Source organism: Microbacterium testaceum StLB037 (assembly GCF_008763945.1).
In the GTDB taxonomy this organism is placed as follows: Bacteria; Actinomycetota; Actinomycetes; order Actinomycetales; family Microbacteriaceae; genus Microbacterium; species Microbacterium testaceum_G.
In genome coordinates, this window is record NZ_VTQH01000003.1 from 648119 (window position 1) to 673427 (window position 25309).

Sequence of the window (25309 nt, forward strand, 5' to 3'; positions counted from 1 at the left end):
GCTCGCTCAAAAGAATGAACCGGGGAGCGGCCAAGGTCGTGTCCCTACCGTGAGCACGTACGCGCCGCGAGGCACGACCGAAGGAGGACCCTCATGATCCGCACCACAGCCGTACCCCGTCCCGTCCGCATCGGCACCGCCCTGCTGGGAGTAGCCGGCATCGCGACCCTCGCCGGGTGCGCGGGTGGCTCGACCACCGGCGACGCCGCCCCCGCGCCCGCCGCCACCCCCGCCGCGAGCTCGGCCCCGTCCAGCACCTCCGCAGCCGCCGCCGACTCCACCGGCTCGGGAACCTACAAGGACGGCCAGTACGAGGCCACCGGCCAGTACGCCACGCCCGAGAGCGTCGAGACCATCGACGTCACCCTCACGATCGCCGGCGACACCGTCACGGCCGTCTCGGTGACGGGCGACCCGCAGGCCGCGGAGTCCAAGCGCTACCAGGGCGAGTTCATCGGCGGCATCCAGGACGAGGTCGTGGGCAAGAAGCTCGACGAGATCTCGGTCAGCAAGGTCGCCGGTTCCTCGCTCACCAGCGGCGGCTTCAACAAGGCCGTCGACACCATCAAGTCCGAGGCGAAGGCCTGACGAACATGAGCAGTCCGATGGCGACGGGGTCGATCTGGGCCTTCGACGCGATCGGCACGTCGTGGGCGATCGATACGGCGCACCCGCTGCCGACGGTCGCCCGCGACGCGGTCTCGTCCGTCGTCGAACGCTTCGACCGGGAGTGGTCGCGCTTTCGCGACGATTCGCTCATGACCGCGCTCGCCGAGGGGCGCACGGCATCCGTCCCCGCCCCCGAGGATGCGGATGCCATGCTCTCGCTGTACCGCGAACTCGACGCGGCGACCTCCGGCGCCGTGAACCCCCTGGTCGGCGACGCGCTCGCCCGCGTCGGGTACGACGCGCGGCTGACCCTCGCGCCGTGGGGCGAGCCGCAGCCGGCGCCGTCGTGGACCGAGGTGCTCTCCTGGGATGCCGACCGCGTGAGCGTCTCGATGCCCGCGACGATCGACGTCGGAGCCCTCGGCAAAGGGCGACTCGTCGACCTCGTGCTCGATACGGTGTCCGGCTTCGTCGACGGCGACCTCGTCGTCGACGCCTCGGGCGACCTCGCGGCGCGCGGCACCCCGGTGCGCGTCGGGCTCGAGCACCCCTACGACGCGACGCGCGCGATCGGCGTGGTCACGGTCGCCGAGGGGGCGTTGTGCGCCTCGGCGATCAACCGGCGCGCGTGGGGAGACGGTCTCCACCACGTGCTCGACGCCCGCACCGGCGCCCCCGTGCGGGCGTACGCGGCGACCTGGGCGCTGGCCGAGACCGCGATGCGCGCCGACGCTCTGGCCACGGCGCTGTTCTTCGACGGCGGCCCCGAGCTTGCGGCATCCTGGAACGCAGACTGGGTGCGCATGCGCACCGACGGCCGCGTCGAGTGGTCGCCCGGATTCTCGGGCGAGATCTTCTCCTGACCCCCATCCCCCCGAAGGGTTCTCTCATGAGCACCACGCTCACCGCCGGTTCGACCCGGGTCCTCGGTCTCATCGGACGCGTGTCGATGTACCGGCTCGTCCTGGCCTCGCTGGGTCTTCTCGCCGTCCTCTCGCTCGTGCTGTCGTTCGCCGGCGTGGTGGTGCCGAAGTCGCTCGAGCTGGTCGCGAGCGCGATCGTGCTCGCCGTCGCGTGCGCCCTCACCGACCTCGTTGCGCAGACGATGCTCCGGATGCCGCGACGCCTGGAGTCCTCGCTGATCACGGCCGCGATCCTGCTGTTCGTGCTGCGCCCCTCGGCGGAGCCGCTCGGCCTTGTCGGTCTCGCCCTCGCCGGGGTCGTGGCATCCGCTTCGAAGTACCTGCTCGCGTGGCGCGGCCGGCACATCTTCAATCCCGCGGCCACCGGGGCGACGGTGCTCACGATCGTGAGCATCTGGGCGCCCGACCTCGGCTCCTCGGCGTGGTGGGTGGGTTCGCCGTGGCTCGCGGCCCCCGTGCTGATCCTGGGCGTTCTGCTGCTGTTGCGCACCGACAAACTGCCGATCGTGGTGGTCTTCTGGGCCGTCGCGATGGCCGTGGCCTTCCTGCGCACGAGCGTGCAGTTCCAGGCCGCGGGATTCCCCGTCGATGTGCCGAGCGTGCTGACCCAGGTGGCGTTCTCGTCGCCCTTCCTCTTCCTCGGCGCCTTCATGCTGTCGGAGCCCCTGACGCTGCCTCCGCGTCGCGTGCAGCAGTACGTCGTCGCGATCCTCGTCGGCGTCCTCGTCGGCTGGCCGCTCTCGCTCGGCGCGATCACCCTCGGCCAGGAGCGTGCCCTGCTCGTCGGCAACCTGCTGGCGTTCCTCTTCTGCCTGCGCGCGGCCGTGCGTCTGCGGGTGGAGCGGCGCCGCGAGGTGACGCCCACGGTGCGCGAGCTGTCGTTCCACGCCGCCCGCCCCTTCTCCTTCCACCCCGGCCAGTACCTCGAGCTCGATGTGCCCCACCGCCGACCCGATGCCCGCGGCACGCGTCGCGAGTTCTCGATCGTCTCCGCTCCCGAAGACCTGCCCGAGGTGCGCATCGCCTTCAAGGAGGGCTCGCAGTCGTCGTACAAGCGCGCGCTCGCGGCGGTCGAGCCCGGATCGACCCTCGCGGTCACCGGCGTCTGGGGCGACTTCGTGCTCCCCTCGCGCCCGACCTCGCCCGTGCTGCTGGTCGCCGCCGGCGTCGGGGTGACCCCGTTCGTCTCGCAGCTGCGCCACCTCGTCGCCACCGGGCAGAACCGCGACGTGGTGCTCGTCTACGTCGTGTCCGAGGCCGCCGAGCTCGCCTTCCGCGACGAGATCGCCGCCAGCGGCATCCCGGTCGTGGTGTTCTCCCGCGACGAGCCGCTCGACCTTCCGACCGGCTGGGTGTGGGCGGGACCGGATCGAGTGGATGCCGAGGGACTCCTGCGGACCGTCCCCGACATCGCGCAGCGCGCGGCGTACGTCTCGGGCCCGCCGCGGCTCATCTCGGCCCTCGCCCCCGCGCTCGCGAAGGCGAAGTCGCTGACCACGGACGCCTTCGCCGGGTACTGAATCCGAGGTGGCGCAGCGGGCCCCGACCCGGAAGGGTGGGGAGATGTCCCCTCTTCGACGAGCTGTCACCCTGATCGCTGTGATGGTCGCGCTCAGCGGCTGCGCGGCCAGTACCGGGACGAACGAGGTCGCCCGTTATGTCGACGCGGCAATCACGGAGATGCGCGACGGCATCCACGCCGACACGGATGAATTCCGGGATGCCGTCACCCGGGCCGAACCCGAGCTGAAGGCTAAGGCGACCATCGCCGAGACCCACCGGGGCCTGGGGGAGCTGGTGGCGGCGGCGGGCGGGGTGCACTCGTGGGTGCAGACGCCGGCGGATGTGTCCTCCATCGAGAGGCAGAACGCCCCGGACGCATCCTTCGCCGTCCCGACCGTATCCACACGCGACGGCATCAGCGTGCTTTCACTGCCCGGATTCCAGGGGGAGACTTCCGAGGCGGTCGAGCGATACCAGTCGGAGGGGCTCGCGGCGATCCGGGCCGCGGCGGCCACGACCGACTGCGGCTGGATCATCGACCTGCGCACGAACGGCGGAGGCAACGCGTGGCCCATGCTCGCCGTGGTCGCACCGCTTTTGGACGACGGGGAGGTCGTCGGGCTGCAGCGCGACGCCACGACGCACTGGGCGACGGTCTCGGACGGCGGTGTGGTCTCGACGCCCGGGGGAGACGGCACCTCCACGCCCGGCGGCTTCACGATCGACGCCCCCGTCGCTTTACTCACCTCCGGCATGACGGCGAGCTCCGCGGAGATCGTCGCGATCGCCTTCGCCGGTCAGGCCGATGTCGTGCGGGTCGGCAAGCCGACGGCGGGGCTGACGACCGGAAACGAGGCGAGAGAGCTCAGCGACGGCGCCCGCCTCATCCTCACCACGTCCTTCGACGTCGACCGCACCGGTCAGGTCTACGACGGCCCCCTCGCCCCCGACATCGAGGTCGCGCCGGGGCCTGACCTCGAGGCCGCGCGGACGGCGGTCAGGTCGCGCTGCGCCTGATCACCGGCATCCGGGATCTCGTCTCACTCCGCGCTCACCGGGTCGGTCGGCTTCGCCGGAAGGCGCACCTCGAAGGTCGTGTCGCCCGGCGTGCTCTTCACGGTGATGGTGCCGTGGTGGGCGTCGACGATCGCGCGGGCGATGGACAGGCCGAGGCCCGTGCCGCCGGTCTTCCGGTCGCGCGAGCGGTCGGCCCGGGCGAAGCGCTCGAACAACTGCGCCGCGACCGAGGGGTCGATCCCGGGGCCGTTGTCGTGCACCCGCAGCACGGCCTCCGCGCCCTCGTGGGCGACCGAGACGTTCACCTCGCTGCCGGCGGGCGTGTGCGTGCGGGCGTTGGCGAGGAGGTTCGCCACCACCTGGTGCAGCCGGGCCGCATCTCCCGCGAGCTCGACGGGGGCGTCGGGCACGTCGATCGTCCACGAGTGATCGGGGCCGGCGGGGCGCGCGTCTCCCACGGCCTCGACGGCGAGACGGGTGAGGTCGACCGAGCCGTACACGAGCTCCTGGCCCTCGTCGAGGCGCGCGAGCAGCAGCAGGTCTTCGACCAGGGTCGTCATGCGCAGCGACTGCGCCTGGATCCGTTCGAGCGACTGCTCGGTGGTCTCGACGGCCAGGGCGATGCGCTGGCGGCTCTCGTCGTCTTGCGCCTGACGCATGGCGCGCAGCGACAGCTCCGAGAAGCCGCGGATGGATGCCAGGGGCGTGCGCAGCTCGTGGCTGGCATCGGCGACGAACCGGCGCATCAGTTCTTCGTTGCGCTGACGTGCGCTGAGCGAGGCGTCGACGCGGTCGAGGAGGGTGTTGAGGGCCAGGCCGACCTGTCCGATCTCGGTGTGGTCGTCGACCTGATCGCCGGGGACGCGTTCGGTGATCGAGACATCGCCCTGGTCCATGGGGAGGGACGCCACGCGGGTCGCCGTGTCGGCGACGGCCCGGAGCGGACGCAGGCCCAGGCGGATGACGATCGCGATGATCACGGCGAGCAGCAGCAGGCCGCCGGCGGTGACCAGCGCGACGGTGGTGAGGATCGCGCCGATCGTGCTGGTGACGCTCGAGAGCGGGAGCCCCACGAGGAAGATTCCGTCGCCGCCGGGCGTCTGGAACGTGCGGACGAGATACTCACCGAGGTTCGGGAGGTCGACCGTTTGCGCATTCGAGTCGGCCGCGGCCTGCAGGCTGTCGGCGATGCGCCCGAGGTCGTCGCTCGAGAGCGCTCGCGCTCCGTTGTCGCCGACGACGGCACCGCTGATGCCCGTGCCGCGCGAGTTCATCACCAGCAGTGTGCCGGAGTCGAAGAAGCCCGACTGCAGCACCTGCTGCGCGGAGCTCTGGAACGACACGCGACCCTGGATGAGCGAGGCGTCCTCGGTCACCTGGGCATCGAGATTGACGTAGAGCACCTGGCTGAGGATCGCGCTGGTCGAGATGCCGATCATCACGAGGATGAACGCGACCATGCCGATCACCGCGGTCATCAGACGCGCCTGGAGCGTCCACGGGTGACGGAGCCTCTTCGACAGGGGCTCCCGCTTCGGCCGGGGTTCCGAGCTCGCGTTGTCGTCGTCGGCGGGAGGGTCGGTCTCCCAGACCTCGGCGGGGGGAACGGGAGGAGCAGGTCTCGGCGGGATGCTCACTGAGGGGCTTTGATCATGTAGCCGACACCGCGCACGGTGTGGATGAGGGGGTCCTGACCGGCGTCGATCTTCTTGCGCAGGTACGAGATGTACAGCTCGACGACGCTGGAGCGGCCGCCGAAGTCGTAGTTCCACACGCGATCGAGGATCTGCGCCTTCGACACGACGCGACGCTGGTTGCGCATGAGGAAGCGGAGGAGCTCGAACTCGGTCGCCGTCAGTTCGATCTCCTTGCCCCCGCGGATGACCTCGTGGCTGTCCTCGTTGAGCGAGAGGTCGCCTACGCGGAGGATGGGCTCGGAGTCGCGGGTGAGGGCCGTGCCCGCGCGACGCATGAGACCCCGCAGGCGCGCGACGACCTCTTCGAGGCTGAAAGGCTTGGTGACGTAGTCGTCGCCCCCGGCGGTCAGACCCGCGACGCGATCCGCCACGGCGTCCTTCGCCGTGAGGAACAGCACCGGCACGTCGTTGCCCGAATGACGCAGGCGCTGCAGCACCGCCATGCCGTCGAGGTCGGGCATCATGATATCGAGCACCATGGCATCCGGTTCGAATTCTCGTGCCGACTGCAGGGCGTCGAAACCCGACCCGGCGGTCTTGACGTCCCATCCCTCCATGCGCAGGGCCATCGACAACAGGTCGGTGAGCATCTGCTCGTCGTCGACGACGAGCACACGCAGGGCGCTCCCGTCGGGGCGGGTGAAGGTCGGGGCGGCGGCGGTCGCGGTCATGGAACTCATTGTGCTCTCGTATCTATGAGCTTTCTATGGCGAGCTCTATGGGAATCCTGAGAACGCGCGATACGACGGCTGAGAACGACACCGACGCCCGCTCCGATCGCGGCTCCGAGGGTGTTCGCGACGACGTCGCCGATGTCCGCGACGCGCGTGGGCAGGAAGAACAGCTGGGTCAGCTCGATCCCCGAGCTCAGGACGAACCCGATCGCGAGGGCGAGCCACCATCGCCCGCGCCACGCGGTCACCAGCAGCCCGAGTGGCACGAACATCACGACGTTCGAGACGGACTCGACGACGTCGAAGGTGATCCACGCCGTGGCGGGAGAGGCCTGCAGAGCGTGCAGGACCCGGCCCAGGATGCCGCCGACCTCGGCGTCGTAGATCGAGGGGCGCAGCGTCATCCACCACACCCCGAACGCGTAGACGCACGAAGCGGCGACGAGCCATGCCCGCCGCCGCTTCGTCATGCTCGATCCCTCGGGGGTCAGTGCGTGTCCTCGGCCTCGATCTCGGTGCGGTCGCCCGACCACTGGGTGTGGAAGGTGCCCTCCTTGTCGATGCGACGGTAGGTGTGCGCACCGAAGAAGTCGCGCTGGCCCTGGATGAGGGCGGCGGGCAGACGCTCGGCGCGCAGGCCGTCGTAGTACGCCAGCGACGAGCTTAAGGCGGGGGCCGGGATGCCGCTGGCCGCCGAAAGCGACACGATGTGGCGCCACGCGTCCTGGGCGCGGCCGAGCGCCTCGACGAAGTACGGGGCGGTCAGCAGCACCGGCAGGGTGGCCTCGGCGTCGTACGCCTCGGCGATGCGGTTGAGGAACTGCGCGCGGATGATGCAGCCGCCGCGCCAGATCTTCGACACCGCCCCCAGGTCGATCTTCCAGTCGTACTGCGCGGCACCCGCGCGGATCTCGTCGAAGCCTTGCGAGTACGCGACGATCTTCGAGGCGTACAGCGCCAGGCGCACCTGCTCGATGAACGCGTCGGCGTCTTCGCCCGAGAGCACGTCGGTGCCCGAGGGACCGGGGAGCTCGCGCGACACCTCGCGCTGCTCGGGGTGGCTCGACAGCGACCGGGCGAAGGTGGCCTCGGCGATGCCCGAGACGGGCACGCCCAGGTCGAGGGCGGTCTGCACGGTCCACGCGCCGGTGCCCTTGGCGCCGGCCTGGTCGAGGATGACATCGACGAGGGGCTTGCCGGTGTCGGCGTCGGTCTGGCGCAGCACCTCGGCGGTGATCTCGATGAGGTACGACTCCAGCTCGCCGCGGTTCCACTCGGCGAACACGTCGGCGATCTCGGCCGGGGTCTTGCCCGTTGCGCGACGGATGAGGTCGTAGGCCTCGGCGATGAGCTGCATGTCGGCGTATTCGATGCCGTTGTGCACCATCTTGACGAAGTGGCCGGCGCCGTCGTGTCCGACGTGCGTGACGCACGGCTCGCCCTCGGCGACCGCGGCGATCGACTTCAAGATCGGACCGAGCGTGGCCCACGCCTCGTCGGAGCCGCCGGGCATGATCGAGGGGCCGCGGAGGGCACCCTCTTCGCCGCCCGAGACGCCCATGCCGACGAAGTTGATGCCGGTCTCGCGCACGGCCTTCTCGCGGCGGATGGTGTCGGTGAACAGGGCGTTCCCGCCGTCGACGATGATGTCGCCGGGCTCGAACACCTTCACGAGCTCGTCGATGACGAAGTCGGTGGGACGGCCGGCCTTGACCATGATGATCGCGGTGCGCGGCTTCGACAGCGACGCCGCGAAGTCCTCGTACGAGAACGAGGCGACGAAGTTCGCCTCGGGGTGGGCCTCGAGCACGTGCTCGGTCTTGTCCTGGCTGCGGTTGAAGATCGCGACCGTGTTGCCCTCGCGGCTGGCGAGATTGCGGGCCAGGTTCGAGCCCATCACGGCCAGGCCGACGACGCCGATGTTGGCGCGGCCGTCGCCCTCGCCCTCGGGGCGCGAGTCGGCCTCGGCGGTGGGGCGGTCCACCTCTTCGATGCCGGGCGCACCCTCGTGCACCTGTGCGGCCTCGTGCGGGGCCTGGTCCTGGTCGCTCGAGGGTCCGGTCGGGGAGGGGGTCGAGGTCATTCGTTGCTCCGTATTCAGGTGCGAGGAAGGGGGTGGGCGGGCTCGCGCGGGCCGCCGGTGCCACTGTATCGGCTCGGCCCGGACGTGTTTCAGGAGGGGGTGTGCGTGAGCTGGAGACGGTCGATGACCTCCTGCACCTGCTCCTGGGGAGTCAGGTCGAGGTCGACGCGGATCGCCTGCTCATCGGCATCCGGGATCTCGAGGGTTTCGAACTGCGAGGTCAGCAGCGACGGCGGCATGTAGTGGCCCTGGCGGCGCAGCAGACGCTCGAGCACGAGTTTCGGATCGCCCATGAGCAGGACGAAGGTCACGTCGTCGCGGCGCAGCACGTCGCGGTAGCTGCGCTTGAGGGCCGAGCACGTGATGACGCCCGGGCGGCCCGCCGCGATCCGGCCGTCGATCCACGCGGCGACGCGATCGAGCCAGGGCCACCGGTCGTCGTCGCCCAGGGCGTGACCGGATGCCATCTTCGCGACGTTCTCGGCGGGGTGCAGGTCGTCGCCCTCTTGGAAGTCCCAGCCGAGACGGCCGGCGAGCATGCCGGCGACGGTGGACTTACCTGTGCCGGCGGGGCCCATGAAGACGAGGACGGGGACGGGAGCGGTCATGGCTTCTCTCTTCGTCGAAAGCGATCGGTCGGGCGGTCAGATGGAACGGCGGACTTCGGTGAGAACCGCGGCGACGTACCGGCGCGTGTGCTCTTCGGCGGCGTCGGCGTCGGCGCGGCCGATCGCCTCGGCCGTCGCGACGTGGTTGTCGAGGGCGTCGGGGTTGGGGACGCCCGGGGTCAGGCCGTGCATCGCGCGGCCTTCGATGGCGGCGGCGATGGGGGCGCGGGCGGCGGCGAGCATGAGGTTGCCGCTCGAGATCAGGATCAGGTCGTGGAAGGCGATGTCGGCGGCGAGGTACTCGGGGGAGTTCCCGAGGCCCTGTGCTCCGAGACGCTCGAGCTCCTCGGCGAGGCGCAGGATCTCGCCGCGCTGCAGGTCGGTGGCCCGGCGAGCGCTCAGCCGCGCGGCGACGGGCTCGATCGCGGCCCGCAGCTCGGTGGTGTTGACGATGAGCTGGTCGCGGCGGCGGCCGGCGAGCTGCCACCCGATCAGGCGCGTATCCAGGGCGCTCCAGTCGATGGCGGGGCGCACCGTGATGCCGACGCGGCGACGCTGAGCGAGCATCCCCATCGCCTCGAGGACGCGGACGGCCTCGCGCACGACCGTCCGCGAGACGCCGTACTCCGCCTCGAGGGCGGCCAGGGTCAGCACGCGCCCGGCGGGCAGATCGCCGTCGACGATGCGGATGCCGATGGCATCCAGCACGGAGTCGTGCGAGGCGCGGGCCATGACCCCTCCTTAGGTCGTTTGGTACGACCATATCTTGTCAAAAATATGATCATTGTGTGAGGATGCGTTGACTGCACCCGTGGGCGCGGCTCGCGAACAGCATGCCCGATGCCGCGCACCCTGAATCAACGGAGATCTCTTGGACGACTGGACCCAAACACTCGGCACGGCGCCGCTGCTCGCCATCGCGGCGGGCGCGATCGCGCTGATCCTGGTGCTCATCATCTGGCTGAAGGTGCACGCCTTCCTCGCCCTCATCATCGTGTCGCTCGTCACGGCGTTCGTCGCCGGCATCCCGGTGTCGGCCATCGTGTCGACGCTGACCGGGGGATTCGGGGGCACGCTCGGCACGGTCGCCCTGTTGGTCGCCCTGGGCGCCATGCTCGGCCGGTTGATCGAGCACTCGGGAGGAGCGCAGTCCCTCGCCGAGACGTTCGTGCGGGTGTTCGGTGAGAAGCGCGCCCCCTTCGCCCTGGGCATCGTGTCGCTGATCCTCGGGTTCCCGATGTTCTTCGACGCCGGCCTCGTCATGATGCTGCCGATCATCTTCGCGATCGCGCGGCGCGTCTCGGGCAACAACGTCCTGCTGTTCGGCCTGCCCGCCGCCGCCGCCTTCTCGGTGATGCACGTCTTCCTGCCGCCGCACCCCGGACCGGTCAGCGCCACCGAGCTCTACGGCGCGAACCTCGGCCTGGTGCTGCTGGTCGGTCTGATCATCGCGTTCCCGATCTGGTATTTCTCGGGTTACCTCTGGGGCAAGTTCATCGCACGCCGCATCGTGCTGCCGGTGCCCGCGCTCTTCGGTGACGTCGACGCCGACCAGCCGGCGAACCCGCCCAAGCCCCTCACCGTCATCGCGGTGCTGCTGCTTCCGATGCTGTTGATCTTCCTCAACACCGGTCTCACCACCCTCGGCTCGGCCGGGGCCGTCGACACCGACAACACGGTCGTCCAGGTGCTGATCCTCCTCGGCAACTCGCCCGTCGCCCTGCTGATCACCGTGCTGGTGGCCACCATCGTGTTCGGCTTCCGCCGCGGCGAGAACGGCACGGCCCTCGAGAAGGTCGTCGACTCGGCCCTCGGGCCGGTGTGCTCGGTCATCCTCATCACCGGTGCCGGTGGCATGTTCGGTGCGGTCCTGCGCGCCTCGGGCATCGGCGACGCCCTCGCCGGCAGCCTGAGCGACCTCGGGCTCCCCGTCATCGTGGCGGCGTACATCATCGCGGTCATCCTGCGTCTCGCGCAGGGCTCGGCCACGGTCGCCCTCGTCACCGCGGCGGGCTTGGCCGCTCCGGCCGTCATGGCGGGCGACTTCTCGCCGCTGCAGGTCGTCGCGATCACCATCGCCACGGCCGCGGGCTCGGTCTTCGCCGGCCACGTCAACGACTCCGGCTTCTGGCTCGTCGGCCGCCTCATGGGCATGGACGTCAAGACGACGCTGAAGACCTGGACCGTCCAGCAGGCCATCGAGTCGGTGCTCGGCTTCGCCGCGGCGCTGCTCGTCTTCGGAATCGGAGCGCTGCTGTGAGCGGCTCGAACGCCGACCTGTTCGACGTCTCCGACCGCCTCGCGCTGGTCACGGGCTCGTCACGGGGTCTGGGTCGCGCCCTTGCGTTGACCCTGGCCCGCGGAGGCGCCCGTCTGATCGTCCACGGCCGGGATGCCGAAGCCGTCGAGCAGACCCGCGCCGAGGCGGAGGAGCTGTCGGGTCGCCCCGCCCGTGCCGTCGTCTTCGACGTCACCGACGCCTCGGCGGTCGAAAGCGCCGTCGGCGAGCTGCTCGCAGAGGTGGGGACCCCCGACATCCTCGTCAACAACGCCGGCGTCCAGCGCCGCGCGCCGATCCACGAGTTCGCGGTCAGCGACTGGGACGACATCGTCGCGGCGAACCTCTCGGGCGTCTTCTACGTCTCGCGGTTCGTTACCCCGGCAATGGTCGAGCGCGGCTCCGGCAAGGTCGTCAACGTCGCCTCGGTGCAGTCGCGCTTGGCGCGGCAGACGATCGCTCCGTATTCGGCGACCAAGGGCGGCGTCGCCCAGCTGACCGCGGGTATGGCGGCGGACCTCGCGCGTCACGGCATCCAGGTCAATGCCCTCAGCCCGGGTTATTTCGCGACCGAGATGAACCGCGCTCTGGTCGACGACCCGGACTTCACGCGCTGGCTCACCCAGCGCACCCCCGCCGCGCGCTGGGGCGATTTCGACGAATTGCGCGGAGCCCTGCTGTTCCTCGCGTCGGACGCGTCGAGCTTCGTCTCGGGGCAGAACATCTTCGTCGACGGCGGGATGACAGCGGTCGTCTGACCGCGGAGAGGAACGATGATGCAGAGGCTGTTGATCGAGAAGGCCCTCACCGCCGCCGTGCACGAGGTGGACGTCCCCGAACCGGGGGAGGGGCAGATGCGCCTGCGGGTCGAGTACGTGGGCATCTGCGGCTCCGACCTGCACTACTACTTCGAGGGTGCGAACGGCGCCTTCGTCGTGCGCGAACCGCTCGTTCCGGGGCACGAGTTGTCGGGGCGGGTCGATCTCGACCCCTCGGGCGCCCTCGCCGCGGGAACCCCCGTCACCGTGCACCCGGCGCGCTTCGGCACGCCGCGCGAGGGGATCGAGAACGCACCGCACCTCTGGCCCGGCGGCTCGTACCTCGGCAGCGCCTCGACCTGGCCGCACACCCAGGGCGCGGCATCCGAGTACCTCATCGTCGAGGCCGACATGGTGCGCGTGCTGCCCGAGAACCTTCCCGTGCGTCGCGCCGTGCTCGCCGAGCCCCTGGCCGTCGCCCTGCACGCGCTCGGCAAGGCGGGAGATGTCGAGGGGCGCGAGGTGCTCGTGACCGGGTCGGGGCCGATCGGGCTCATGGCGGTGGCGGCGGCCGTCGCCGCGGGCGCCCGCGTCACCGCGACCGATGTGCTCGCCGGCCCACTCGAGCGCGCACTGGCCCTCGGGGCCGCGGCGACCATCGACGTCTCGACCGAGTCCGTCGAACCCAACGCCTACGCCGTGGTGCTCGAGTGCTCGGGCGTGCCCGTGTCGATCTCGACGGCGCTTAAGGCGGTGCGCCCCGGCGGGACCGTCGTACAGGTGGGGATGCTCCCCGACGACCCGCGGCCGGTCAACCTCGCCCCCTTCATCTCGAAAGAGGTCTGCTACCTCGGCGCGTTCCGCTTCCATCACGAGATCGACGACGCCGTGCGGCTGCTCGCGGCCGACCCCGGGATCGAGACGGCCCTCACACACGAGTTCGCGCTGGCGGATGCGGAAGAGGCTTTCGCCGCCGCTCGCGACTCGCAGCGCTCGGGCAAGGTCGTCTTCGCGCTCTGACGTGACGAACGCCCCGGCGTTCGCCCCTCGAGGCGGCCGCCGGGGCGTTGCGCGTCTTCAGCCCGCGCTGCGCTCCGCCGTGAACCGGCGGGTCACCGCGATGTCGCGCTCGCCGAGGCCGCGCTCCACGATCTCGTCGAAGGCGGAGCGAAGGGCCGGCAGGAGTGCCGGACGCGTTCCCGTCGCCTCCGCGATGTCGGCGGCGAAGCCCAGGTCTTTGACCATGTACCCGGCGATCCCGCTGGGGGAGTCGTCGCCGTCGACGAGCTTCGCGCGGCGGCTCTGCAGCAGGTTCGAACCGGCGTACCCCCCGCCCAGCAGCTCCCAGAGCGCACCGGGATCCACGTCGGAGCGCGCCGCGAGTTCGGTCGCCTCGCCGAGCGCGAGGATCGTCGCCGCGACCACCATCTGATTGCACGCCTTGGCCACCTCGCCCGCGCCGAGCGGACCCAGGCGCACGGGTCGCCCGCACGGGCTCAGCAGCTCCGCGGCGCGGTCGGTGTCGTCGGGTGCGCCGCCCAGCATGATCGAGAGCGTGCCGGCCTTCGCGCCGTCCTCCCCGCCCGAGACGGGGCAGTCGACGACCCGGATGCCGTCGGGCAGCCGCTCAGCGAACGCGCGCACGCCGACGGGAGACGATGTCGAACCGATCATGACGAGGTAGTCGCGACCCTCGACGCCGGCGAGGAAGCCGTCGGGCCCGTCGAGGTGCTCCTCCAGCTGCGGCAGGTCGGGCAGCATGACCAGAACCGCGTCGGTCGCGGCAGCGAGCTCTCGCGCGGTCGGTGCCCAGCGGGCTCCGACCGCGGTCAGAGCGGGACGCTCGCGCCGCGCGTGCACGACCAGCGAGCCGTGCGCGGTGAGCAGGTGCCGGGCCATCGGCTCGCCCATCGCGCCGAGGCCCCAGACGCCCAGGCGCGTTGCGGGGGAGGAACCGGTCTCTTCGTCGAGCGGAGTCATGGGGTGATCCTACCGGCTGGACAACAGGTTGAACAGGGTTCACTATGGTGAACAGCACTTGAAACAGTCCGCGGCGCTCGGCGACCCGCGGCGAAGGGAAGAGACGACGATGTCGACGACAAAGAGCTTACGCGCGGTGGTCGCGGTTCCCCTGAGCGAAGAGCACTGCCGCCTCATCGAACGCCTCGAACCGCGCGTCGAGGTGGTGCGGGACGCCTCGCTGACCCACCCCATGCGCGGGCCCGCCGACTGGTCGGGGGATCCTTCGCACGAACGCACCCCCGACGAGCAGCGTGCGTTCGACGCCATGGTCGACTCGGCCGACGCGCTCTTCGGCATCCCCGACGTCGATCCCGCCGCCCTCGCGCGGACGGTCGCGGCCAATCCCGGGCTGCGGTGGGTGATGACGACCGCCGCGGGCGGGGGCGGTCAGGTCAAGGCCGCGGGGCTCGACCGCGCGGCGCTCGACCGCGTGATCTTCACGACCAGCGCCGGGGTGCACGGTGGGCCGCTGGCGGAGTTCGCCGTCTTCGGCGTTTTCGCCGGGGCGAAAGACCTCACGCGTCTCGCGCGCCAGCAGGCCGAGAAGGCCTGGACCGACCGGTGGGAGATGCGCCAGGTCGATGAGATGACGGTGCTCGTGGTCGGTCTCGGCGGCATCGGGGCCGAGTGCGCGCGACGCTTCCACGCGCTCGGTGCGGAGGTGTGGGGGACCACGCGTTCCGGTGCCCCCGTCGAGGGCGTCGACCGTCTCATCCCGCTCGACGACCTCGTCGAGGCCGTTCGCACGGTGGATGCCATCGTGGTGACGCTCCCGGGCACCGACCAGACCCACCACCTGATCAGCGCCGAGGTGCTCGCGGCCGCCAAGCCGGGTGTCATCATCGCCAGCGTCGGCCGGGGCACTGTCATCGACGAGCAGGCCCTGCTCGCCGCGCTCGACGACGGGCGCGTGTCCTTCGCCGCTCTCGACGTGTTCGAGGTGGAGCCGCTGCCCGAGGATTCGCCGCTGTGGCGGCATCCGAACGTCCTCGTGAGCCCCCACACCGCGGCCCTCAGCAGCAAAGAGGAGGAGCGCATCGCGCGCCGCTTCGCCGAGAACGCCACGCGCCTGCTCGATGGCGAGCCGATGCGAGCGGTTGTCGATACGGTCGAGTTCTACTGACACGGTCGCTGCGGCGACGTCGACGCGATAGGAGGTCGCGGTGGGCGACGACGAAGACGGCGCGATCGCACGGGATCCGGCTCCGGCGGTGGGCCGCGGCATCCGGCTTCTCGGTCTGCTCGCCGACGCCGGGCGTGCGCTCACCCTCACCGAGCTCGCGGCGGGTCTCGGGTTGGCGAAGTCGTCGACGGCGAACCTCTGCCTGTCACTCGAAGCCGGCCGCATGATCGAGCGCGTGCCGCTGGGGTATCGCCTCGGTATCCGCACCGCCGAGCTGGGCGGTGCGTTCGCCGCTCAGTTCAACCAGGTCCGCGAGTTCTACGCGGTGTGCGAGACCTCACCCGTGCTCGCCACCGAGCTCGTGCAGGTCGCGGTGCTCGACGACGCCGACGCGCTCTATCTCGCCCGATACGAGGGGTCGCGGTCGGTGCGGCTGGGCACACCGCTCGGCTCGCGCCTTCCCGCGGCGCTGTCGGCGACGGGCCGGGCCCTGCTCATGACCCGTTCCGACGATGACGTGCGCGCCCTGCTGTCGCACGGTCGGCCGCTGCCGAAGCTCACCGAGCACAGCACGGTCGACGTCGACGCGGTCATCGCGAAGCTGCGCGCCGCGCGCGAGCGAGGGTGGTCGGTCGACGAGGAGGAGTCCTTCCGCGGCATCGTCGGCGTCGCCGTACCTCTCGAGGGCTGGGCGCCGGGCGACCCGCAGCTGGCCCTGGGGGTCGGCATCCCGGTCGCGGATGCCACGGCGCAGCGCATCGCGCGCGTCGGCGCTGCTCTGCGCGAGGCGGCCACCGCCCTGACGAACCCGTTCAGCGCTGCGCGGAGGGCCTGACCGCGATCCTCTCGCGGGGCGAGGGGATTCCCACGCCCGAAAGCTGTTCAACATATTGAACTCTGTCCACTCCGTTGGTACAGTCGGCTTCGTCGCAAGACCCCAGCCGATCGAAGGAGATGGCCGTGACCACTTCATCCACCCCGACGCCGCAGCCGACGGATGATCCCGAATACGCCGCGAACCTGCGGCGGGCGACGCTCGCTTCGAGCATCGGCAGCGCGCTGGAGTACTTCGACTTCGCGCTCTACGGACTGTCGACGGCCTTGATCTTCAACGTCCTGTTCTTCTCGCAGGACAACCCCGCCCTCGCGACCGTCGCCGCTTTCGCCACCTACGGCGTCGGCTTCCTCGCCCGTCCCTTCGGTGGGCTGTTCTTCGGTGTCCTCGGCGACAAGCTGGGGCGCAAGTGGGTGCTCGTCATCACGATCCTGCTGATGGGCGGAGCGTCCACCGCCATCGGTCTGCTGCCCACCTACGAGGCCGTCGGCATCCTCGCGCCGATCCTGCTCGTCATCATGCGTCTGCTCCAGGGGTTCGGTGCCGGAGCCGAGCAGGCCGGGGCGACCGTGCTCATGGCGGAGTACGCGCCGGTCAAGCGCCGCGGCTTCTTCTCGGCGCTGCCCTTCATCGGCATCCAGGCGGGAACCCTCCTCGCCGCCGTCGTGTTCAGCCTGATCTCGCTGCTGCCCGAAGACCAGCTGCTCAGCTGGGGCTGGCGCGTGCCGTTCCTGGCCTCATTCGTGCTCATCCTCCTGGCGTTGTTCATCCGCATGCGCCTGCGCGAGACGCCGACCTTCATCGAGCTCGAGAAGAACGAGCAGATCGCCGATCGCCCCGTCCGCGACATCTTCACGCGGGGCCTCCCGGGCATCATCGTCGGAATCGGCCTGCGCATGGCCGAGAACGGCGGCTCCTACATGTTCAACACCCTCGCGCTGACCTTCTTCGTCGCTTCGGTGGGCGGTCAGGCCGACCGCAGCCTGCTCACCTGGGGTGTCACGCTCGGCTCGCTCATCGGCATCTTCTCGGTTCCGCTGACCGGGGCGCTGTCCGACCGCATGGGGCGCCGCACCGTCTACCGCATGGGCGCGCTGTTCATGCTCGTCTTCACCTTCCCGGCGTGGTGGTTGATCTCGCTCGGCAGCTACCCGATCACCATCGCCGCCATCGCGATCGGCATCGGCGTCGCGGTGAACTCGATGCTCGGACCCCAGTGCGCGATGCTCCCCGAGCTGTTCGGCAACCGTCACCGCTACCTCGGCGTCGCGATGGCCCGCGAGATCTCCGCGGTGCTCGCGGGTGGACTCGCCGGAGTCCTCGGCGCCTACATCATCGCCGTGAGCGGGGCGAACTGGCTGCTGCTGGCGATCTACATGGGAACGCTCGCGCTGATCACCACCGCCTCGACCTTCCTCGTCCCCGAGACGCTGCGCCGCGACCTCACCCGCATCGACGACGCCATCAAGGTGTCCCGCGAAGAGGCCGGAGAGGGCGTGGATGCCACGACCGTCACCGTCCGGACCATCCGATGACCCGCCGCGCCGGAGCAGGAGTCCGCCGATGCTGATCGCCCGCATCCGCACCGCGGACGGCCCGCGCACCGTCCGCGTCGATGGCGACCGGTTCGTGCCGATCGACGACCCCTACGCCGCATTCGCCTCTTCGGAGACGGTTCGGGATGCCGGCGACCCGGTATCCGGACGCCTGCTCGCGCCCTGCGTGCCCACGGTCCTCGTGGGCATCGCCCAGAACGGACCCGCCCACGTCTCGCCCGTGCAGGCCTGGCTCAAGAGCCCCCGCACCGTCGTGGGGCCCGAGGCCGCGGTGCGGCTGCGTCGCGACGCCGGGGTCACCGTCGCCGAGGCGGAGGTGGCCGTGGTGATCGGTCGCGACACGACGGGGCTGACGGCCGAGAACGCGCACGAATACGTGCTCGGGATCACGGCGGTCAACGACCTCTCGAGTCCCGATCGCGCGAGCGTCGACCCGCGCAACTTCGAGTCGAAGTCGGGCGCGGGCTATACGCCTCTCGGCCCCTGGATCGACACCGACCTGTCGCTCGACGACGATCTTCCGCTGTCCCTGAGCGCCGACGGTGCGGTGCGCGCCGAGACCTCGTCGGCGCGACTGCCCGTGTCCCTGAGGGAGTGCCTCGCCTACGTCGCCGGGTGGAGCAGGCTCGGACCGGGCGACGTCGTGATGACGGGCGCGCCGTTCTCGCAGGCTGCGATCGAGCCGGGGGAGAGCATCGAGGTCCGTGTCGCAGGTATGCGCCTGCTCACGCCGACGAGCTGAGCCGTCCGCGGTTCACCGGGAGGCCCGTCGTCAGTGCTTCTTGTAGTTCGTGGTGCGGCCCATCGAGAAGAGGGCGCCGACGGTGCCGATCAGGCCGAACGCGGCGATGCCGCCGATGACCCAGAGCACGACGTGAGAGAAGAAGCCGCTGTCCATGATGATCCTCCGGGTGGGTTGTGACCGTTCGATCCTACCGTCGCCCCGGGGCTGCCTCCGCCCACCAGGAGGGGCCGGGTCGTGCTCGAGGTGGTCGCGCTGGTAGACTTCCGGGGAACTTCGGCGAGGGATGCCACCTCGTGCGCCGCACGGCGCGCAGGACATCCGTGATCGACGCAGTGATGCAGGCTCCCGGCTTTCCTCACGCGCTCGCGTTCGAGTCGAATCCAGACCACACAAGTGCGGACACCGTCCGCTCATAAGCTGCGGGACACGAGCCCGCGAGGAGAACATCATGTCGGAAGACAACAAGGTCGTCGCGGAACTCCGCGAGAACTTCGGCAAGGGCTTCGCCCGTCGCCTCCGCGCCGCGGGAAAGATCCCGGCCGTCATCTACGGTCACGGCACCGAGCCCCAGCACGTCGCGCTGCCGGGCCACCAGGTCGCCCTGCTCATCCGTCGCGCCAACGCGCTGCTCGACCTCGACATCGCGGGCAAGGGCCAGCTGGTCCTGGTCAAGGACGTCCAGAAGGACCCCGTGCGCCAGATCATCGAGCACATCGACCTCATCGTCGTGAAGAAGGGCGAGAAGGTCCAGGTCGACGTTCCCGTCATCATCACCGGCGAGCCCTTCTCGGGCACCGTGGCCATGCTCGACACCGCGTCGGTGTCGCTCGAGGTCGAGGCCACGCACATCCCGCAGAACATCGAGGTCGACGTCGAGGGCGCCGAGGACGGCACCCAGATCACCGCCGGTGACCTGAAGCTGCCCCAGGGCGCGACCCTCGTCACCGAGGCCGAGACCCTCATCGTGGGCGTCTCGATCCCGCTCGACACCATCGCCGCCGACGAGGAGATCGCCGAGGCCGATGCCGAGGTCGCCGAGGAGCAGGCCGAAGAGGCCGAGTCGACCGAAGAGGGCGACGACAAGTAATTCCCGCGGGCCGTCCGACGGTCCGTTCACGACGAGGGGGCGCGGGTTCGCGTCCCCTCGTTCGTTTCTCCGCGGGGCGCTCCGCGTCGACGTGCACGGTCCGCACTCGGACCCGGAAGGATGGATGCCATGGCAGACACCTGGCTCATCGTGGGTCTCGGCAACCCCGGCCCGCGCTACGAGGCGACGCGCCACAACATCGGCCAGATGGTCGTCGACGAGCTCGCCGCCCGTCGTCGCGAGGCGTTCCGCGCGCACAAGGCGAACGCCCGCGTGGTTGAGACCTGGCTCCGGCCGGGCGCCGCGAAGCTCGTCCTGGCCAAGCCCAACAGCTTCATGAACGTCTCCGGGGGTCCGGCCGCGGGGCTGGCCCGCTTCTACGGAACCGATCCCGAGCGCATCATCGTCGTCCACGACGAACTCGACATCCCGTACGACACGATCAAGCTCAAGACCGGTGGCGGCCACGGGGGCCACAACGGCGTGCGCGACATCGCGACGGCACTCGGTACGCCCGATTTCCCGCGGGTGCGGGTCGGGATCGGCCGACCGGTCGGCCGCCAGGACCCTGCGGACTGGGTCCTCGACCCCTTCAGCCCGACCGAGCGTCAGACCCTGCCGATTCTCGTCTCGGATGCCGCGGACGCGGTGGAGCTCCTGGTCGGCGAAGGCTTGATGGCCGCACAGCAGCGGTTCCACGCCCCCCGCGCCTGAGCCCTGCGCCTCGGGTCGGCGACTCGTCCGCGCCGGCCACGAGCGTGATCGCGGGCCCGGACGACGAACGGCCCCGGTCCCGAGGGACCAGGGCCGCACGGTGCGGGATGCTCACATACCGGAAGTCACGCCGACCGCGGCTCCCGCCGCCAGGGCGGAACCGACGACGATGCCACCGAGGACCGACAGGGCGATGGCACCGATCGCCCAGCCGCGGCCGCGGTTCTTGATCGCCGCGACGATGCCCTGGATGAAGCCCCACAGGCCGAGGATGCCGTAGACGGCGAACGCGACGACGCTCAGCAGGCCGAACAGCACCGTCGCCTGCTGGACGTCCGGCGGAAGCGTGTTGGGATCGATCTGCTGGCCGGCGTCGGCGTACGGCGCCAGGCTCGCGCTCTGGGTACCCGCGATGAAGGCGATGATCGAGCCGCCGACCACGCCGATCAGCGACACGACGAACGCGATGAGTCCGAGCCTTCTCGAGCCCTTCGGCTTTCCGGAAGCCGGGGCGACGTAGGCCGGGGCCGCCGGAGCGGGCTGGCCTGCGGGGGTGGTGCCGTACGCGTCGGCGCCGTAGGCGTCGCCGCGCGTGACGGGCTGCTGGTAGGGCTCGGGGGGCGGCGGTGTCGTGCTCACGGAGTGCTCCTCTGGTCGTCGATGGGCGCGGCGCGCCGTCCCGGGAGTCTAGAAAGCCCCTGGGCCGTGGTGGCGGGGGGTGGACGCCCGCCCGTCCACTCGGTATCGCGGGCGGGGGTGCGGGGCGGGTTCAGACGGCGGAACCGCCGGTGGCGGCCCCGGCCAGCCCCGCCACGATGGCGACGAGCGTGAGCCCGGCGAAGATCGCCGGCCCGACGACGGCGATGACGAGCGCGGCGATGCCGGCACCCCGTCCCGACCGCCGGGCGATGGCGACGATCCCGAGCACCAGCGCGGTGAGACCGATCACCGTCCCCGACCAGAACGCGACTTCGCCCAGCAGCACCAGGTCGCGGACGGGCGAGAGGACCCGCCAATCGAAGCCGTTCGACGACATGGTGTCTAGTCCGGGGGCCGCTCCGCGCGCCGAGCGGAAGGCCGCGAACCCCCCGACAGCGGATGCCAGCACCGAGGCGACGACCGAGAGCGCGAGCGCCCAGGTGCCCAGGGGACGACCGCGGCGAGTCGACTCCGGGGGAGCGAGGAGCGTTCCGACGGGCGGCGCCGTATGAGGGGCGGCGAAGACCGGACCGTTCGGAGCGCTCGGGGTCGACATGCGGCCAGCCTACGAGACACCGCGACGGTCGCCGTCTGTCCACCCCGACCCGATGTCGGAGGCCCCGCGTAAACTCTTCCGAGTGACAGTTCCCGGGATCGTTCGCGCCCTCGAGCAGGCTGAGTCGTACCGTGAAGCCGCTTCGGCGGCTTCTTCCGACCTGTCTCTCTCCCTCGTCGACGGACTCGACGCCCCCGTCATCGCGGGCCTCGTCGAGCGCCGCCGGTCGGCGGGTGAGCCCGGCGCCGTATTGGTGATCGCCCCCACCGGCCGACGAGCCGAGTCCCTCGGACCGGCTCTGGATGCCGTCCTCCCTGGCGCGCAGGTTCTGCATTTCCCCGCGTGGGAGACGTTGCCGCACGAGCGTCTCAGCCCGAGTCCCGAGACGGTCGGCCGTCGCCTCGACGTCCTGCGCCGCATCGCGGCCTGGGACGGTACCGCACCCCTCGTCGTGACCGCCTCGGTCCGCAGCGCCCTGCAGCCCTTGGCCCCCGGCCTCGGCGATGTCGAACCGGTCGAGCTCGCCGTCGGCGGGCGCGGCCTCGAACTCGAGGCCGTCATCCTGCGGCTGGTCGAACTCGCGTACCACCGGGTCGACATGGTGTCGCGTCGCGGCGAGTTCGCCGTGCGTGGGGGCATCCTCGATGTGTTCCCTCCGGTCGCCGATCACCCCTATCGCGTCGAATTCTTCGGCGACGAGGTCGATCAGATCCGCTCGTTCTCGGTCGCCGACCAACGATCCCTCCCCGGTGAGGTCAGCGCGGTGACGCTCGTACCCAGCCGCGAGCTGCTGCTCACGGCCGAGGTGCGTGAGCGCGCGGCAGAGCTCCGAGACGGCTACCCCGGGCTCCGGCAGCTGCTGGAGAAGATGGCCGAGGGCATTCCCGCCGAGGGCATGGAATCCCTCATCCCGGTGCTGATCGACGACCTCATCACCCTGATCGACTACCTTCCGGGCGGCAGCGCCGTCGCCCTCGTCGATCCCGAACGCTCGCTGGCCCGTGCCACGACGCTCGGAGACACCAACCGCGAGTTCCTCGAGGCGGCCTGGTCGGCGGCCACGGCGGGGGCGGACACCCCGGTCGACCTCGGCTCGGGCGATTTCGTCACCCTCGACGACCTGCGCGAGAAGGCCAGCGGTCGCGGCGGCGTCTGGTGGCGGCTCAGTGCCTTCGATTCCGGGGCCGCGGATGCCGCGGACGAGGGTCTCGTCACCGGTGACGACTCCGCCCACCGGATCAAGGCCGACCCCGTTCCGTCCTTCCAGGGCAATGTCGAAGGGGCCACCGCTCACGTCGGCGCTCTGCTCGGCGACGGCTGGTCGGTCGTCGTCACGGCATCCGGCCCGGGCATGGTCGACCGTGCGCGCGACGTGCTGTCCGAGCGCGGGATCGCAGCCCGTCGCGTCGACGACGTGCGCCTGGCCCCCGAGAGCGGCGTGGCGCACGTGGTCTGCGCCCCGCTCGAGCGCGGCTTCCAACTGGTCGAGGCGAAGTTCGCGGTCATCACCGAGACCGAGTTCTACGGCCGCTCGGTGAGTGGCGACAACCGCGGCGTCAAGAAGCTCGCCTCGCGTCGGCGCAACGTTGTCGACCCCCTCCAGCTCAAGCCCGGCGATGCCGTCGTGCACGCCACCCACGGCATCGGCAAGTTCATCGAGCTCACGCAGCGCGAGGTATCCAGCGGCGGCCGCAACGCGGTGAAGACGACGAAGGAATACCTCGTCCTCGAGTACGCCCCGGCCAAGCGCGGCTACCCGGGCGATAAGCTCTTCGTCCCCACCGACCAGCTCGACCTCCTGTCGAAGTACGTCGGTGGCGAGGCACCCACTCTGTCGAAGATGGGCGGGAGCGACTGGGCCGCCGCGAAGGGCCGAGCCCGCAAGGCCGTTCGCGACATCGCGGTCGAACTGGTGAAGCTGTACTCGGCGCGCATGGCGTCCAAGGGTTACGCCTTCGGCCCCGACACCCCGTGGCAGCGCGAACTCGAAGAGGCCTTCCCCTTCGCCGAGACGCAGGACCAGCTGCAGACGATCGACGAGATCAAGGCCGACATGGAGAAGCCGATCCCCATGGACCGCCTGCTCTCGGGCGACGTCGGCTTCGGCAAGACCGAGGTCGCCGTGCGCGCCGCCTTCAAGGCGATCCAGGACGGCAAGCAGGTCGCCATGCTCGTGCCGACCACGCTGCTGGTGAAACAGCACCTCGAGACGTTCGCCGAGCGCTTCGCCGGTTTCCCGGTGACGGTGCGACCGTTGTCGCGGTTCCAGAGCGACAAAGAGGTCAAGGCAACCCTCGCCGGCCTCACCGACGGAACCGTCGACATGGTGATCGGAACCCACCGCATCCTGACGGAGAAGGTCGTCTTCAAAGACCTCGGGCTCATGATCATCGACGAAGAGCAGCGCTTCGGTGTCGAGCACAAGGATCAATTGAAGAAGCTGAAGACGAACGTCGACATCCTCGCGATGAGCGCCACGCCGATCCCGCGCACCCTCGAGATGGCCGTCACCGGCATCCGCGAGATGTCGACCTTGGCGACCCCGCCCGAGGACCGGCATCCGATTCTGTCGTACGTCGGGCCGCGCAACGACAAGCAGATCGCCGCGGCGATCCGCCGCGAGCTGCTGCGCGAGGGCCAGGTCTTCTACGTGCACAACCGGGTGTCCTCGATCCAGCGAGTGGCTGCCCAGCTGGCCGAACTCGTGCCGGAGGCCCGCATTGTGGTGGCCCACGGCCAGATGGGGGAGCACGCCCTCGAACAGGTGGTTGACGACTTCTGGGAACGTCGCGCCGACGTCCTCGTGTCGACCACCATCATCGAGACCGGCCTCGACATCTCGAATGCGAACACGATCATCATCGACCGCGCCGACAAGTACGGCCTCTCGCAGCTGCACCAGCTGCGCGGCCGTGTGGGACGCGGCCGCGACCGCGCGTACGCGTACTTCCTCTACGACGAGATGAAGCCGCTGTCCGAGACCGCCGCCGACCGCCTCGAGACCATCGCCGTCAACAACGATCTCGGCAGCGGCATGCAGGTGGCGCTGAAAGACCTCGAACTCCGCGGTGCCGGAAACCTTCTGGGTGCGGAGCAGGCCGGGCACATCGCGGGCGTCGGTTTCGATCTGTACCTGCGCATGATCGGCGAAGCGGTATCGACGTTCCGCGGCGAGGACGTCGACGGTCCCACCGAGCTTCGTCTCGAGCTCCCCGTCGATGCGCGCCTGCCGGAGTTCTACATCGACAGCGAGCGTCTGCGTCTCGAGGCGTATCAGAAGCTCTCGGCCGCGGCTTCCGCCACGGCGAAGGACGACGCCATCGACCTCGTCGTCGAAGAACTCCGTGACCGATACGGCGAGCCGCCGGTCGAGGTCGAGGGGCTGATCGCCGTCGCACGCCTTCGACGTCGCGCCGCTCAGGCGGGTCTGTCGGACGTGGTCGCGATGGGGTCCAACCTGCGCATCGCGCCGGCCGACCTCGCGGACTCGATGCGTGTCCGTCTGCAGCGGCTGTACCCCAAGGCCAAGCTCGTCGCGAACGGGGATGCCATGGTCGTGCCGCTTCCGCAGGATGCCGACGACTCGAACCTCATCGCCTGGGTGCGCCAGTTGCTCGACGCGCTCTGGCCGCTCCCCGTCGACAAGACCCCTGAGAGCGCGAACGCATAGGTCCTGCTCGTCCCGAGCAGACCCAGAACGGCCCGATCGACTCCTGTCGGTCGGGCCGTTCTGCGATTGCGCGTCTTTCCGGGCTTCTACGTCTGCGACACGCCCGGGATGAGGGGTCGATTCGACCGATCCTCGGGAGCGACGTAATGTTT

General features: G+C 70.3%; 24 protein-coding genes. 14 read left to right on the plus strand and 10 right to left on the minus strand.

Annotated elements, in window-relative coordinates:
• Nucleotides 1–93: 93 nt before the first annotated feature.
• The 4 genes from F9B98_RS15430 to F9B98_RS15445 are packed head-to-tail and all read left to right on the plus strand — an operon-like array spanning nucleotide 94 to nucleotide 4052.
• On the plus strand, nucleotides 94–588 hold the full coding sequence (locus tag F9B98_RS15430) for a hypothetical protein (RefSeq protein ID WP_150958996.1): 495 nt from the start codon (nucleotides 94–96) through the stop codon (nucleotides 586–588).
• 5 nt (nucleotides 589–593) lie between these two features.
• A complete protein-coding gene (locus F9B98_RS15435; RefSeq protein ID WP_150958998.1) occupies nucleotides 594–1472 on the plus strand; it encodes an FAD:protein FMN transferase in 879 nt (292 codons plus the stop codon).
• A 26-nt stretch (nucleotides 1473–1498) separates the two neighbouring features.
• On the plus strand, nucleotides 1499–3052 hold the full coding sequence (locus F9B98_RS15440) for an FAD-dependent oxidoreductase (protein WP_150959000.1): 1554 nt from the start codon (nucleotides 1499–1501) through the stop codon (nucleotides 3050–3052).
• Nucleotides 3053–3095: 43 nt separating this feature from the next.
• A complete protein-coding gene (locus tag F9B98_RS15445) occupies nucleotides 3096–4052 on the plus strand; it encodes a S41 family peptidase (RefSeq protein WP_150959002.1) in 957 nt (318 codons plus the stop codon).
• 23 nt (nucleotides 4053–4075) lie between these two features.
• Here F9B98_RS15445 and F9B98_RS15450 read toward each other — a convergent pair whose 3' ends face one another.
• The 6 genes from F9B98_RS15450 to F9B98_RS15475 form a co-directional block, all read right to left on the minus strand.
• Nucleotides 4076–5530 (minus strand): sensor histidine kinase, encoded by a 1455-nt coding sequence (locus tag F9B98_RS15450; protein WP_150959004.1) that lies wholly within the window; start codon nucleotides 5528–5530, stop codon nucleotides 4076–4078.
• A gap of 155 nt (nucleotides 5531–5685) precedes the next feature.
• Nucleotides 5686–6420, minus strand: coding sequence for a response regulator transcription factor (locus F9B98_RS15455; RefSeq protein ID WP_150959006.1), 735 nt, complete (start codon nucleotides 6418–6420; stop codon nucleotides 5686–5688).
• A gap of 5 nt (nucleotides 6421–6425) precedes the next feature.
• A complete protein-coding gene (locus F9B98_RS15460; protein ID WP_150959008.1) occupies nucleotides 6426–6893 on the minus strand; it encodes a VanZ family protein in 468 nt (155 codons plus the stop codon).
• 17 nt (nucleotides 6894–6910) lie between these two features.
• On the minus strand, nucleotides 6911–8506 hold the full coding sequence (gene gndA / locus F9B98_RS15465; protein WP_150959010.1) for an NADP-dependent phosphogluconate dehydrogenase: 1596 nt from the start codon (nucleotides 8504–8506) through the stop codon (nucleotides 6911–6913).
• A gap of 89 nt (nucleotides 8507–8595) precedes the next feature.
• Complete coding sequence (locus F9B98_RS15470) at nucleotides 8596–9114, minus strand: gluconokinase (RefSeq protein ID WP_150959012.1); 519 nt, start codon at nucleotides 9112–9114, stop codon at nucleotides 8596–8598.
• Nucleotides 9115–9150: 36 nt separating this feature from the next.
• Nucleotides 9151–9846, minus strand: a complete 696-nt coding sequence (locus F9B98_RS15475) for a FadR/GntR family transcriptional regulator (protein ID WP_150959014.1) — start codon at nucleotides 9844–9846, stop codon at nucleotides 9151–9153.
• Between the two features lie 139 nt (nucleotides 9847–9985).
• Here F9B98_RS15475 and F9B98_RS15480 point away from each other — a divergent pair, with 139 nt between their 5' ends.
• Genes F9B98_RS15480 through F9B98_RS15490 form a run of 3 tightly spaced genes read left to right on the plus strand, consistent with a single transcriptional unit; the run spans nucleotide 9986 to nucleotide 13170 of the window.
• Nucleotides 9986–11374, plus strand: a complete 1389-nt coding sequence (locus F9B98_RS15480) for a GntP family permease (RefSeq protein WP_150959016.1) — start codon at nucleotides 9986–9988, stop codon at nucleotides 11372–11374.
• On the plus strand, nucleotides 11371–12150 hold the full coding sequence (locus F9B98_RS15485; protein WP_150959019.1) for an SDR family oxidoreductase: 780 nt from the start codon (nucleotides 11371–11373) through the stop codon (nucleotides 12148–12150). Before F9B98_RS15480 ends, F9B98_RS15485 begins: the two co-directional genes overlap by 4 nt.
• 18 nt (nucleotides 12151–12168) lie before the next feature.
• The gene (locus tag F9B98_RS15490) at nucleotides 12169–13170 is read left to right on the plus strand and encodes a zinc-binding dehydrogenase (RefSeq protein WP_150959132.1); all 1002 of its coding nucleotides are present in this window, start codon (nucleotides 12169–12171) and stop codon (nucleotides 13168–13170) included.
• A 57-nt stretch (nucleotides 13171–13227) separates the two neighbouring features.
• Here the strand turns inward: F9B98_RS15490 and F9B98_RS15495 are convergent, their stop codons facing one another.
• Complete coding sequence (locus F9B98_RS15495) at nucleotides 13228–14130, minus strand: NAD(P)-dependent oxidoreductase (RefSeq protein ID WP_150959021.1); 903 nt, start codon at nucleotides 14128–14130, stop codon at nucleotides 13228–13230.
• A 109-nt stretch (nucleotides 14131–14239) separates the two neighbouring features.
• Between F9B98_RS15495 and F9B98_RS15500 the strand changes: the two genes are divergently transcribed.
• From F9B98_RS15500 to F9B98_RS15515, 4 genes are all read left to right on the plus strand, one after another.
• The gene (locus tag F9B98_RS15500) at nucleotides 14240–15295 is read left to right on the plus strand and encodes a D-2-hydroxyacid dehydrogenase (RefSeq protein ID WP_150959023.1); all 1056 of its coding nucleotides are present in this window, start codon (nucleotides 14240–14242) and stop codon (nucleotides 15293–15295) included.
• A 40-nt stretch (nucleotides 15296–15335) separates the two neighbouring features.
• Complete coding sequence (locus tag F9B98_RS15505) at nucleotides 15336–16130, plus strand: IclR family transcriptional regulator (protein WP_150959025.1); 795 nt, start codon at nucleotides 15336–15338, stop codon at nucleotides 16128–16130.
• Nucleotides 16131–16249: 119 nt separating this feature from the next.
• Complete coding sequence (locus F9B98_RS15510; RefSeq protein WP_150959027.1) at nucleotides 16250–17665, plus strand: MFS transporter; 1416 nt, start codon at nucleotides 16250–16252, stop codon at nucleotides 17663–17665.
• A 28-nt stretch (nucleotides 17666–17693) separates the two neighbouring features.
• The gene (locus F9B98_RS15515) at nucleotides 17694–18428 is read left to right on the plus strand and encodes a fumarylacetoacetate hydrolase family protein (protein ID WP_150959030.1); all 735 of its coding nucleotides are present in this window, start codon (nucleotides 17694–17696) and stop codon (nucleotides 18426–18428) included.
• A gap of 30 nt (nucleotides 18429–18458) precedes the next feature.
• On the opposite strand, the gene F9B98_RS16250 is transcribed toward F9B98_RS15515, so the two are convergent.
• Complete coding sequence (locus F9B98_RS16250; protein ID WP_263641785.1) at nucleotides 18459–18584, minus strand: hypothetical protein; 126 nt, start codon at nucleotides 18582–18584, stop codon at nucleotides 18459–18461.
• A gap of 295 nt (nucleotides 18585–18879) precedes the next feature.
• Between F9B98_RS16250 and F9B98_RS15520 the strand changes: the two genes are divergently transcribed.
• Together F9B98_RS15520 and pth are read left to right on the plus strand one after the other, a co-directional pair.
• Nucleotides 18880–19518, plus strand: a complete 639-nt coding sequence (locus F9B98_RS15520) for a 50S ribosomal protein L25/general stress protein Ctc (protein ID WP_150959032.1) — start codon at nucleotides 18880–18882, stop codon at nucleotides 19516–19518.
• Nucleotides 19519–19647: 129 nt separating this feature from the next.
• Nucleotides 19648–20232 (plus strand): aminoacyl-tRNA hydrolase, encoded by a 585-nt coding sequence (gene pth / locus F9B98_RS15525; protein ID WP_150959034.1) that lies wholly within the window; start codon nucleotides 19648–19650, stop codon nucleotides 20230–20232.
• A 111-nt stretch (nucleotides 20233–20343) separates the two neighbouring features.
• On the opposite strand, the gene F9B98_RS15530 is transcribed toward pth, so the two are convergent.
• Together F9B98_RS15530 and F9B98_RS15535 are read right to left on the minus strand one after the other, a co-directional pair.
• Nucleotides 20344–20871, minus strand: coding sequence for a hypothetical protein (locus F9B98_RS15530; RefSeq protein WP_150959036.1), 528 nt, complete (start codon nucleotides 20869–20871; stop codon nucleotides 20344–20346).
• A gap of 130 nt (nucleotides 20872–21001) precedes the next feature.
• On the minus strand, nucleotides 21002–21487 hold the full coding sequence (locus F9B98_RS15535) for a hypothetical protein (protein WP_150959039.1): 486 nt from the start codon (nucleotides 21485–21487) through the stop codon (nucleotides 21002–21004).
• Between the two features lie 82 nt (nucleotides 21488–21569).
• Here F9B98_RS15535 and mfd point away from each other — a divergent pair, with 82 nt between their 5' ends.
• Nucleotides 21570–25157, plus strand: coding sequence for a transcription-repair coupling factor (mfd, locus tag F9B98_RS15540; protein WP_150959041.1), 3588 nt, complete (start codon nucleotides 21570–21572; stop codon nucleotides 25155–25157).
• Nucleotides 25158–25309 lie beyond the last annotated feature (152 nt).

Bases quoted from the DNA above. Each gene is read 5' to 3' on its own strand.
- F9B98_RS15500 (WP_150959023.1), top strand. From the start codon at position 14,240: ATGTCGACGACAAAGAGCTTACGCGCGGTGGTCGCGGTTCCCCTGAGC.
- F9B98_RS15510 (WP_150959027.1), top strand. From the start codon at position 16,250: ATGGCCGTGACCACTTCATCCACCCCGACGCCGCAGCCGACGGATGAT.
- F9B98_RS15450 (WP_150959004.1), bottom strand. From the start codon at position 5,530: ATGACCGCGGTGATCGGCATGGTCGCGTTCATCCTCGTGATGATCGGC.
- F9B98_RS15430 (WP_150958996.1), top strand. From the start codon at position 94: ATGATCCGCACCACAGCCGTACCCCGTCCCGTCCGCATCGGCACCGCC.
- F9B98_RS15460 (WP_150959008.1), bottom strand. From the start codon at position 6,893: ATGACGAAGCGGCGGCGGGCATGGCTCGTCGCCGCTTCGTGCGTCTAC.
- F9B98_RS15435 (WP_150958998.1), top strand. From the start codon at position 594: ATGAGCAGTCCGATGGCGACGGGGTCGATCTGGGCCTTCGACGCGATC.
- F9B98_RS15470 (WP_150959012.1), bottom strand. From the start codon at position 9,114: ATGACCGCTCCCGTCCCCGTCCTCGTCTTCATGGGCCCCGCCGGCACA.
- F9B98_RS15475 (WP_150959014.1), bottom strand. From the start codon at position 9,846: ATGGCCCGCGCCTCGCACGACTCCGTGCTGGATGCCATCGGCATCCGC.
- pth (WP_150959034.1), top strand. From the start codon at position 19,648: ATGGCAGACACCTGGCTCATCGTGGGTCTCGGCAACCCCGGCCCGCGC.
- F9B98_RS15490 (WP_150959132.1), top strand. From the start codon at position 12,169: ATGCAGAGGCTGTTGATCGAGAAGGCCCTCACCGCCGCCGTGCACGAG.
- F9B98_RS15495 (WP_150959021.1), bottom strand. From the start codon at position 14,130: ATGACTCCGCTCGACGAAGAGACCGGTTCCTCCCCCGCAACGCGCCTG.
- F9B98_RS15535 (WP_150959039.1), bottom strand. From the start codon at position 21,487: ATGTCGACCCCGAGCGCTCCGAACGGTCCGGTCTTCGCCGCCCCTCAT.
- F9B98_RS16250 (WP_263641785.1), bottom strand. From the start codon at position 18,584: ATGGACAGCGGCTTCTTCTCTCACGTCGTGCTCTGGGTCATCGGCGGC.
- F9B98_RS15440 (WP_150959000.1), top strand. From the start codon at position 1,499: ATGAGCACCACGCTCACCGCCGGTTCGACCCGGGTCCTCGGTCTCATC.
- F9B98_RS15445 (WP_150959002.1), top strand. From the start codon at position 3,096: ATGTCCCCTCTTCGACGAGCTGTCACCCTGATCGCTGTGATGGTCGCG.
- F9B98_RS15515 (WP_150959030.1), top strand. From the start codon at position 17,694: ATGCTGATCGCCCGCATCCGCACCGCGGACGGCCCGCGCACCGTCCGC.
- gndA (WP_150959010.1), bottom strand. From the start codon at position 8,506: ATGACCTCGACCCCCTCCCCGACCGGACCCTCGAGCGACCAGGACCAG.
- F9B98_RS15520 (WP_150959032.1), top strand. From the start codon at position 18,880: ATGTCGGAAGACAACAAGGTCGTCGCGGAACTCCGCGAGAACTTCGGC.
- F9B98_RS15455 (WP_150959006.1), bottom strand. From the start codon at position 6,420: ATGACCGCGACCGCCGCCGCCCCGACCTTCACCCGCCCCGACGGGAGC.